Genomic DNA, 8,791 nt, shown 5'->3' on the forward strand with positions numbered 1-8,791 from the left:
CTTCAAGACCTTGACGGCCTCGGCGACGATTTCGGTGCCAATGCCGTCACCCGGCAGGATTGCGATTTTCATGGTTGCTGTCTTTTATCGTTGGATGGCTGGGCGCCCGCCCATGGGGGGGCAGGCGCCCAGCGGATTCGTGAAAAGCGGTGTTCAGCCCGCGACGGTGTGGTTCAGCCACGGCTTGGTCGCCAGGCGCTCGGCTTCAAAGGCCTTGATCTTGTCGCTTTGGCGCAAGGTCAGGCCGATGTCGTCCAGGCCGTTGAGCAGGCAGTACTTGCGGAAGGCCTGCACCTCGAAGGGCAGTTCCTCGCCCTGCGGCTTGACGATCACCTGGCGCTCCAGGTCCACCGTCAGCTGGTAGCCGGGAAAGGCCAGCGCCTCGTCGAACAGCTGGGCCACTTGCGCCTCGGGCAGCACGATGGGCAGCAGGCCGTTCTTGAAGCTGTTGTTGAAGAAGATGTCGGCATAGCTGGGCGCGATGATGGCGCGAAAGCCGTATTGGTCCAGCGCCCAGGGTGCGTGTTCGCGCGAGGAACCGCAGCCGAAATTCTTGCGCGCCAGCAGGACGGAGGCGCCCGCGTAGCGCGGCTGGTTCAGCACGAAGTCAGGATTGGGCTTGCGCGAGGCCGGGTCCTGGCCGGGAAAGCCTGCGTCCAGGTAGCGCCATTCGTCAAACAGGTTGGGGCCGAAGCCGGTCTTGCGGATCGACTTGAGGAACTGCTTGGGAATGATCGCGTCGGTGTCGACGTTCTCGCGGTCCATGGGCGCAACCAGGCCCTTGTGTACGGTGAATTTTTTCATTGCATTTACTTCTTCGCCGCGTTCTCGATTTTTTCGCCGACCTTCTGGACGTCTTGCCCGACACCGCGGAAGGTGTTGCAGCCGGCCAGCAGCAGGGTCATGGACACCAGCGACAGCGCGATCAGGGTGGTGATTTTTTTCATGGGAAGCTCCTCCTGTGGCTCGGGTTAGACAAACTTGCGGATATCGACAAAGTGGCCGTGCACGGCCGCCGCCGCCGCCATGGCGGGGYTGACCAGGTGGGTGCGCCCGCCGGCGCCCTGGCGGCCCTCGAAATTGCGGTTGCTGGTGGAGGCGCAACGCTCGCCCGGCTCCAGCCGGTCGGCGTTCATCGCCAGGCACATGGAGCAGCCCGGTTCGCGCCACTCAAAGCCGGCGGCCACAAAAATCTTGTCCAGGCCTTCGCGCTCGGCCTGCTCCTTGACCAGGCCGGAGCCCGGCACCACCAGCGCGAGCTTGACGTTTTTCGCGACCTTCTGGCCGATCTTCTTGATCACGGCGGCGGCTTCGCGCATGTCCTCGATGCGGCTGTTGGTGCAGGAGCCTATGAACACCTTGTCGATGTAGAGGTCGTTCAGCGCCTTGCCGGGCTCCAGGCCCATGTATTTCAGGGCGCGTTCGATGGCATCGCGCTTGTTGGCATCCTTTTCCTTGTCGGGATCGGGCACGCGGTCGTCGATCGACAGCACCATTTCGGGCGAGGTGCCCCAGGTGACCTGCGGCAGGATCTGGCTGGCGTCGAGCTCGACCACGGCATCGAACTTCGCGTCGGCATCGGAGTGCAGCGTGTTCCAGTATTTGGCGGCCATGTCCCATTCGACGCCGGTGGGCGACAGCAGGCGGCCCTTGACGTAGTCGATGGTTTTCTGGTCCACCGCGACCAGGCCGGCGCGCGCACCCGCCTCAATGGCCATGTTGCAGACCGTCATGCGGCCTTCCATGCTGAGTGCGCGTATCGCCGAGCCGGCGAATTCAATGGTGTAGCCGGTGCCGCCGGCGGTGCCGATCTTGCCGATGATGGCCAGCACGATGTCCTTGCCGGTGAGGCCGGGGGCGAGCTTGCCCTCCACCTTCACCAGCATGTTCTTGGCTTTTTTGGCCAGCAGGGTTTGCGTGGCCATCACGTGCTCGACCTCGCTGGTGCCTATGCCGTGCGCCAGCGCGCCGAAGGCGCCGTGGGTGGAGGTGTGCGAGTCGCCGCAGACCACCGTCATGCCGGGCAAGGTGGCGCCGTTTTCGGGGCCGATGACGTGCACGATGCCCTGGCGCTTGGAGAGGAAGGGGAAGAAGGCGGCCGCGCCGAATTCCTTGATGTTGCTGTCCAGCGTGGTGATTTGCTCTTTGCTGACCTGGTCGGTGATGCCGTCGTAGCCCAGCTCCCAGCCGGTGGTGGGGGTGTTGTGGTCGGCGGTGGCGACGATGGAGCTGATGCGCCAGACCTTGCGGCCGGCCTCTCGCAGGCCTTCAAAAGCCTGCGGGCTGGTGACTTCGTGCACCAGGTGGCGGTCTATGTAGAGGATGGCCGTGCCGTCTTCTTCGGTATGAACGACGTGCTCGTCCCAGATCTTGTCGTAAAGGGTGCGTCCCATGGTTTTCCTTCGTGGTCTCTCGTTGCCGTTCGTGTTGTCGTTGGGGGTGATTTTAGGCGGCCGCGCCGGCCGGGGCTGCCCCGGTTTTCGCTGGTTTGGCGCGGGCTGCCGGTGCTGCGGGCTGCGTCAGGTGGTCCACCAGCAGCCGTGCTGTCAGCGGCAGCGTGGAAAAGTCGCGGGCGACCAGCTGGATCCGGCGCTCCGCCCAGCTGTCCAGCAGGGCAATGGATTCAAGCTCGCCCACGCCGTGCATCAGCTCAAAAGCGCGCTGCGGCATCACGCCCACGCCCAGGCCGTTGTGGATCATGCGGCACATGGCGTCCAGGCCGGTGACATGGATGCGCAGCTTGATGGTGCGGCCCAGCCGCGCCGCGGCTTCGCGCATGGCCAGGTAAATCGAGCTGTTGGAATGCAGGCCGACCTGGTCATAGTCGAGCGCCGCCTCAAAGCGGATGGCCCCTTGCGCGCACAGCGCGTGGCCCCGGGGCACGATGAGCACCAGCTTGTCGCTGCGGTAGGGCAGGGTCTGCAGGTCGCCCACCCCGTCGGCGGTGTTGCAAATGCCCAAATCGGCCGCGCCTTCCAGCACCGCGCGCACGACCTCGGTGCTCAGGTGCTCTTCGAGGTCGATCTTGATGCCGGAGTGCTCGCGCGTGAACGCGCCCAGGTCTTCCGGCAGAAACTGCACGATGGCCGAGATGCTGGCGTGCACGCGCACATGGCCGCGCACGCCGTCGGCGTACTCGCTGAGTTCGCCCTGCATTTTCTCGAGGCTGAACAGCACCGAGCGCGCATGGTGCAGCAGGCTTTCGCCGGCCGGCGTCAGGTCGACGCCGCGGGTGTGGCGGTACAGCAGCGGGGTGTCCAGCGTGGCCTCGAGATCGGAAAGGCGCTTGCTCACGGCCGAGGCGGCGATGAATTCGCGCTCGGCGGCCTTGCCTATGCTGCCCAGCTCGCAGACGGCCACAAAGAGCTGAAGCGAGGTCAGGTCAATGCGGCGGGCAAAGTTGCGTTCTGAGCTTTTCATGGGCTTAGGGTGTGTAGCCATCGCGTTAGACGACGGTGAATCGTTATTTTGCCGCTAAGAGATGGGTTTTGCCATCGCAATACGCGATGACCCGCTTGCCGGCGGGCGTTTTCCCGGCCGGGGCGTAAAAAAGCCCGCCGATGCTGCCATCAGGCGGGCTTTGCGCGCAGGCGCGGGCGGCTTGGGCTTAGCGCTTGGCCAGCGGCAGGACCTGGCGGGTTGTGGCGCCGGTGAAGAGCTGGCGTGGACGGCCGATCTTGTACTCGGGGTCGCCGATCATTTCATTGAGCTGGGCGATCCAGCCGACGGTGCGGGCCAGCGCGAAGATCGCGGTGAACAGCGGCACGGGGATGCCGATGGCGCGCTGCACGATGCCGGAGTAGAAGTCCACGTTGGGATAGAGCTTGCGCGAAACGAAATATTCGTCTTCCAGGGCGATTTTTTCCAGGGCCATGGCCAGCTTGAACAGCGGGTCGTTTCCCAGGCCCATCTCCTGCAGCACTTCCTTGCAGGTTTCCTGCATGAGCTTGGCACGCGGGTCGTAGTTTTTGTAAACGCGGTGGCCAAAGCCCATCAGCTTGACGCCGGAGTTCTTGTCCTTGACCTGCTTGATGAAGTCGCCGATTTTTTCGACGCCGCCGGCTTTCTGGATGTCGCCCAGCATGTTCAGAGCCGCTTCGTTGGCGCCGCCGTGGGCCGGGCCCCAGAGGCAGGCCACGCCCGCCGCGATGGCGGCAAACGGGTTGGTGCCGGAGGAGCCGCACAGGCGCACGGTGGAGGTCGAGGCGTTCTGCTCGTGGTCGGCGTGCAGGATGAAGATGCGGTCCAGGGCGCGTTCGAGCACCGGGTTGACCTTGTACTCTTCGCACGGCGTGGCGAACATCATGTGCAGGAAGTTGCCGGCGTAGCTCAGGTTGTTCTTGGGGTACATGTAGGGCTGGCCCACGGTGTACTTGTAGGCCATGGCGACCAGGGTCGGCATCTTGGCGATCAGCCGGATCGCGGCGATTTCGCGGTGTTCCGGATTGTTGATGTCGGTGCTGTCATGGTAGAAGGCCGACAGTGCGCCGACCAGGCCGGTCATGATGGCCATGGGATGCGCATCGCGGCGGAAACCGCGCAGGAAGAACTGCATCTGCTCGTTGACCATGGTGTGGTTGGTCACGCGGTGCACGAAGTCCTTCTTCTGCGCCACATTGGGCAGCTCTCCGTACAGCAGCAGGTGGCAGGTTTCCATGTAGTCGCAGTTGGTGGCCAACTGCTCGATGGGGTAGCCGCGGTACAGCAGCTCGCCCTTGTCGCCGTCGATGTAGGTGATGGCGGACTGGCAAGACGCGGTCGACAGGAAACCGGGGTCGTAGGTGAACATGCCGGTTTGCGCGTACAGCTTGCGGATGTCGACGACGTCCGGGCCGACATTGCCCTGGTACACCGGCAACTCGATGCTGGGACTGCCGTTGCTGAAGGACAGGGTGGCTTTGTTGTCAGCTAGCTTCATTTCTTGCTTCTTTCTTTCGTATCAGTGTCAATTGGGACGGGCTGGGAATCACGGAGCCGGGGTAGAGGGCTGCAGCAACTTTAAAACGTCATGGGCTTCAGAAGTAGAGGCGCTTGCCTTGGCCGATTCGTCCGCCAGCTGGCCGGCATCCTTGCGTTTTAACAGCAGGTCGAGCAGGTCGTTGTCGGACAAATCCATTAAATCACTCAACCCTTTAGCCTGCCTGACGGTCAAGGTGGCTTCGTGGCCCTCGAAGAAGCGCGCGATCAGCAGGTCGTTTTCCAGCAGGCCGCGCCGGCAGCGCCACTTGAGCTTGCTCAGGGCACGCTCGTCAAGCAGGGCTTCGGCGGTTTCCATGGCGTCGGTCGGTCAGCGAATGGTCAGACTGTCCTCAAAACCATCATTTCCTTGATCTTGCCGATGGCCTTGGTGGGGTTCAAGCCCTTGGGGCAGACGTCGACGCAGTTCATGATGGTGTGGCAGCGGAACAGGCGGTAGGGGTCTTCCAGGTTGTCCAGGCGCTCGCCGGTGGCTTCATCGCGGCTGTCGGCGATGAAGCGGTAGGCCTGCAGCAGGCCGGCCGGGCCGACGAACTTGTCGGGGTTCCACCAGAAGCTGGGGCAGGAGGTCGAGCAGCTGGCGCACAGGATGCACTCGTAGAGGCCGTTGAGCTCGTCGCGCTCTTCGGGGCTCTGCAGGCGCTCTTTTTCGGGCGGCACGTTGTCGTTGATCAGGTAGGGCTTGATCGAGTTGTACTGCTTGAAGAACTGCGTCATGTCGACGATCAGGTCGCGCACCACGGGCAGGCCCGGCAGCGGCTTGAGCACGATGACCTCGGGCAGCGTGCGCATGTTGGTCAGGCAGGCCAGGCCGTTCTTGCCGTTGATGTTCATTGCGTCGGAGCCGCAGACGCCTTCGCGGCAGGAGCGACGGAAACTGATCGACGGGTCCTGCGCCTTGAGCTTCATCAGGGCGTCCAGCAGCATGCGCTCATGGCCGTCGAGTTCCACCTCGATGGTCTGCATGTAGGGCTTGGCGTCGGTGTCCGGGTCGTAGCGGTAGATCTTGAAGGTGCGTTTGGTCATGGGGTTCTCGCTTCTTGTGGGGTCGCAGGCCGGCTGTTCTTGTGCTGGTATGTCTTAGAACGTGCGCGTCTTCAGCGGCACGGACTCGACGGTCAGGGGCTTCATTTGCACCGGCTTGTAGGCCAGGCGGCTGCCTTCGCTGTACCACAGCGTGTGCTTGTGCCATTCGGTGTCGTTGCGGCCGTTCGGGTGCTCCGGCGTGTCGCCATAGTCGTCGACCGAGTGCGCGCCGCGGCTTTCCTTGCGGGCGGCCGCCGACACGATGGTGGCTTGCGCGGCCTCGATCAGGTTCTCGACTTCCAGCGCCTCGATGCGTGCGGTGTTGAAGATCTTGGACTTGTCTTTCAGGCCAATGCGGTTCACGCGCTCGCGCAGGGCGGCGATCTTGGTCACGCCTTCGTCCATGATGGCCTGGGTGCGGAACACGCCGGCGTGCTGCTGCATGGCGGCGCGCAGGTCGTTGGCCACGTCTTGTGCGTATTCGCCGTCGGTCGCATTGTCCAGGCGCGCGATGCGGGCCAGGGTCTTGTCGGCCGCGTCGGCCGGCAGCGGCTTGTGCGTGGTGGTCTTGGCGAACTCGACGATGTGGTTGCCGGCTGCCTTGCCGAAGACCAGCAGGTCCAGCAGCGAATTGGTGCCCAGGCGGTTGGCGCCGTGCACGCTGACGCAGGAGCATTCGCCCACCGCATAAAGGCCGTTGACGACCTGGCTCTGGTTGTTGGCGTCCTGCGTGACGACCTGGCCGTGGATGTTGGTCGGGATGCCGCCCATCTGGTAATGAATGGTGGGCACCACGGGAATCGGTTCCTTGGTGATGTCGACGTTGGCGAAGTTATGGCCGATTTCGAACACCGAGGGCAGGCGCTTCATGATGGCGTCCACGCCCAGGTGGGTCATGTCCAGCAGGATGTAGTCCTTGTTGGGGCCGCAGCCGCGGCCTTCCTTGATTTCCTGGTCCATGGAGCGCGAGACGAAGTCGCGCGGCGCCAGGTCCTTCAGCGTGGGCGCGTAGCGCTCCATGAAGCGCTCGCCGTTGCTGTTGCGCAGGATGGCGCCTTCGCCGCGGCAGCCTTCGGTCAGCAGCACGCCGGCGCCGGCCACGCCGGTCGGGTGGAACTGCCAGAACTCCATGTCTTCCAGCGGGATGCCGGCGCGCGCCGCCATGCCCAGGCCGTCACCGGTGTTGATGAAGGCGTTGGTCGACGCGGCAAAAATGCGGCCCGCGCCGCCGGTGGCCAGCAGCGTGGTCTTGGCTTCAAAAATGTGGACGTCGCCGGTTTCCATTTCGAGGGCGGTCACGCCCACGACGTCGCCCGAGGCGTCGCGGATCAGGTCCAGCGCCATCCACTCGACGAAGAAGCTGGTCTTTTCCTTGACGTTTTGCTGGTACAGCGTGTGCAGCATGGCGTGGCCGGTGCGGTCGGCCGCGGCGCAGGCGCGCTGCACGGGTTTTTCGCCGTAGTTGGCGGTGTGGCCGCCGAAGGGGCGCTGGTAAATCGTGCCGTCGGGGTTGCGGTCGAAAGGCATGCCCATGTGCTCGAGGTCGTACACGACCTTGGGCGCTTCGCGGCACATGTATTCGATCGCGTCCTGGTCGCCGAGCCAGTCGGAGCCCTTGACGGTGTCGTAGAAGTGGTAGTGCCAGTTGTCTTCGCTCATGTTGCCGAGCGAGGCGCCGATGCCGCCTTGTGCCGCGACGGTGTGCGAACGCGTGGGGAACACTTTAGAGAGCACGGCCACGTTGAGGCCGGCACGCGCCAGCTGCAGCGATGCGCGCATGCCGGAGCCGCCGGCACCGACGATGACGACGTCAAATTTGCGCTTGGGGAGTTGGGAAGTTGCGGTCATGATTTTTGTGGGGGTGTCGGTCTTCTTGTGGGATCTGCGGGGCGGCGGCTCAGAGGCGCCACAGGACCTGGATGCCCCAGCCGGCGCAGCCTACCAGCCAGACGATGGTGAAAACATTCAAAACGAGTTTGATGGATGCCGGCTTGATGTAGTCCATCCAGATGTCGCGCATGCCGATCCACACGTGATAGAGCAGGGCGACGATGACTACAAACGTCAGCGTTTTCATCCACTGGGACGAGAAGATGCCGGCCCATTTGTCGTAGCCGATGGGACCTTTGCTGAAGATGACCTGGGCCAGCAACAGCACGGTGAAAAGAGCCATCAAGGCGGCCGTGACACGCTGTGCGAGCCAGTCGCGCAAACCGTAGTGGGCGCCGACAACGATGCGCTTGGAGCCGTAGTTAACTGCCATTTTTGTGCTCCTTGTAATTAGTAGAGGCCAAACAGCTTGGCGCCGAGGACGAGCGTGAGGCCCACGCTAATGGCTAGCACGAAGATGGCGGATGACTTGCCGAATTCCTTGCTGACGGCGGCATGGCTCACGTCCATCCACAAGTGGCGCAGGCCGGCGATGAAGTGGTGCAGGTAAGCCCAGATCAGGGCCAGCGCCGCCAGCTTCCAGATGAATCCGGGCAGGCCCAGCATGCCGATATTGAAGGCGGCCTTGAATTTCTCGAAGGAGATCTCCGAAGAGATCGAGGTGTCGAACATCCAGATGATGAAGGGCATCAGCAAAAACATGATGAAGCCGCTGATGCGATGGAGGATGGAAACCCAGCCGGCGGGTGGCAAACGATAGGTGGGGAGGTCGGAGAGTGCGTTGATGTTGCGGAACTCGGGCCGCTTGGGACGCTGTTTGGCCAGCTCTGTCATTTTTTGGCTTTCGTGGGGGTGTAACTGGGTGGTAACCGGGCGTGCAATTACAGCTAAACAGCCG

The 8,791-nt window shown here is 63.3% G+C and carries 10 protein-coding genes; all 10 read right to left on the reverse strand.

The features are described from left to right. Positions 1 to 153: 153 nt before the first annotated feature. Complete coding sequence (gene leuD / locus AC1DXS_RS24420; RefSeq protein ID WP_477740030.1) at positions 154 to 804, reverse strand: 3-isopropylmalate dehydratase small subunit; 651 nt, start codon at positions 802 to 804, stop codon at positions 154 to 156. A 5-nt stretch (positions 805 to 809) separates the two neighbouring features. Beyond that, complete coding sequence (locus tag AC1DXS_RS24425; protein ID WP_477740031.1) at positions 810 to 947, reverse strand: entericidin A/B family lipoprotein; 138 nt, start codon at positions 945 to 947, stop codon at positions 810 to 812. Between the two features lie 24 nt (positions 948 to 971). Beyond that, positions 972 to 2,393, reverse strand: a complete 1,422-nt coding sequence (gene leuC, locus AC1DXS_RS24430) for a 3-isopropylmalate dehydratase large subunit (protein WP_477740032.1) — start codon at positions 2,391 to 2,393, stop codon at positions 972 to 974. 52 nt (positions 2,394 to 2,445) lie between these two features. Then, positions 2,446 to 3,420 carry a LysR family transcriptional regulator gene (locus AC1DXS_RS24435; protein ID WP_477740033.1) on the reverse strand — a complete coding sequence of 325 codons (975 nt, stop codon included), beginning with the start codon at positions 3,418 to 3,420 and terminating at the stop codon, positions 2,446 to 2,448. A 187-nt stretch (positions 3,421 to 3,607) separates the two neighbouring features. Further along, positions 3,608 to 4,918, reverse strand: a complete 1,311-nt coding sequence (gltA, locus tag AC1DXS_RS24440; RefSeq protein ID WP_477740034.1) for a citrate synthase — start codon at positions 4,916 to 4,918, stop codon at positions 3,608 to 3,610. 48 nt (positions 4,919 to 4,966) lie between these two features. Continuing rightward, on the reverse strand, positions 4,967 to 5,275 hold the full coding sequence (locus tag AC1DXS_RS24445; RefSeq protein ID WP_477740035.1) for an FAD assembly factor SdhE: 309 nt from the start codon (positions 5,273 to 5,275) through the stop codon (positions 4,967 to 4,969). Between the two features lie 23 nt (positions 5,276 to 5,298). Then, positions 5,299 to 6,003, reverse strand: coding sequence for a succinate dehydrogenase iron-sulfur subunit (locus AC1DXS_RS24450; RefSeq protein WP_092131584.1), 705 nt, complete (start codon positions 6,001 to 6,003; stop codon positions 5,299 to 5,301). Positions 6,004 to 6,057: 54 nt separating this feature from the next. After that, complete coding sequence (sdhA, locus tag AC1DXS_RS24455) at positions 6,058 to 7,851, reverse strand: succinate dehydrogenase flavoprotein subunit (RefSeq protein ID WP_477740036.1); 1,794 nt, start codon at positions 7,849 to 7,851, stop codon at positions 6,058 to 6,060. Between the two features lie 49 nt (positions 7,852 to 7,900). Then, positions 7,901 to 8,266, reverse strand: coding sequence for a succinate dehydrogenase, hydrophobic membrane anchor protein (gene sdhD / locus AC1DXS_RS24460; protein WP_477740037.1), 366 nt, complete (start codon positions 8,264 to 8,266; stop codon positions 7,901 to 7,903). 17 nt (positions 8,267 to 8,283) lie between these two features. Then, the gene (sdhC, locus tag AC1DXS_RS24465; protein ID WP_477740038.1) at positions 8,284 to 8,727 is read right to left on the reverse strand and encodes a succinate dehydrogenase, cytochrome b556 subunit; all 444 of its coding nucleotides are present in this window, start codon (positions 8,725 to 8,727) and stop codon (positions 8,284 to 8,286) included. Positions 8,728 to 8,791: the final 64 nt, after the last annotated feature.

It is taken from the genome of Polaromonas sp. P3_B1, from assembly GCF_056402935.1.

What these genes read in the sequence shown, in the direction of transcription:
- AC1DXS_RS24445 (WP_477740035.1), bottom strand. Translation starts at nt 5,275, where the DNA reads ATGGAAACCGCCGAAGCCCTGCTTGACGAGCGTGCCCTGAGCAAGCTC.
- gltA (WP_477740034.1), bottom strand. Translation starts at nt 4,918, where the DNA reads ATGAAGCTAGCTGACAACAAAGCCACCCTGTCCTTCAGCAACGGCAGT.
- sdhC (WP_477740038.1), bottom strand. Translation starts at nt 8,727, where the DNA reads ATGACAGAGCTGGCCAAACAGCGTCCCAAGCGGCCCGAGTTCCGCAAC.
- AC1DXS_RS24450 (WP_092131584.1), bottom strand. Translation starts at nt 6,003, where the DNA reads ATGACCAAACGCACCTTCAAGATCTACCGCTACGACCCGGACACCGAC.
- sdhD (WP_477740037.1), bottom strand. Translation starts at nt 8,266, where the DNA reads ATGGCAGTTAACTACGGCTCCAAGCGCATCGTTGTCGGCGCCCACTAC.
- AC1DXS_RS24425 (WP_477740031.1), bottom strand. Translation starts at nt 947, where the DNA reads ATGAAAAAAATCACCACCCTGATCGCGCTGTCGCTGGTGTCCATGACC.
- sdhA (WP_477740036.1), bottom strand. Translation starts at nt 7,851, where the DNA reads ATGACCGCAACTTCCCAACTCCCCAAGCGCAAATTTGACGTCGTCATC.
- AC1DXS_RS24435 (WP_477740033.1), bottom strand. Translation starts at nt 3,420, where the DNA reads ATGAAAAGCTCAGAACGCAACTTTGCCCGCCGCATTGACCTGACCTCG.
- leuD (WP_477740030.1), bottom strand. Translation starts at nt 804, where the DNA reads ATGAAAAAATTCACCGTACACAAGGGCCTGGTTGCGCCCATGGACCGC.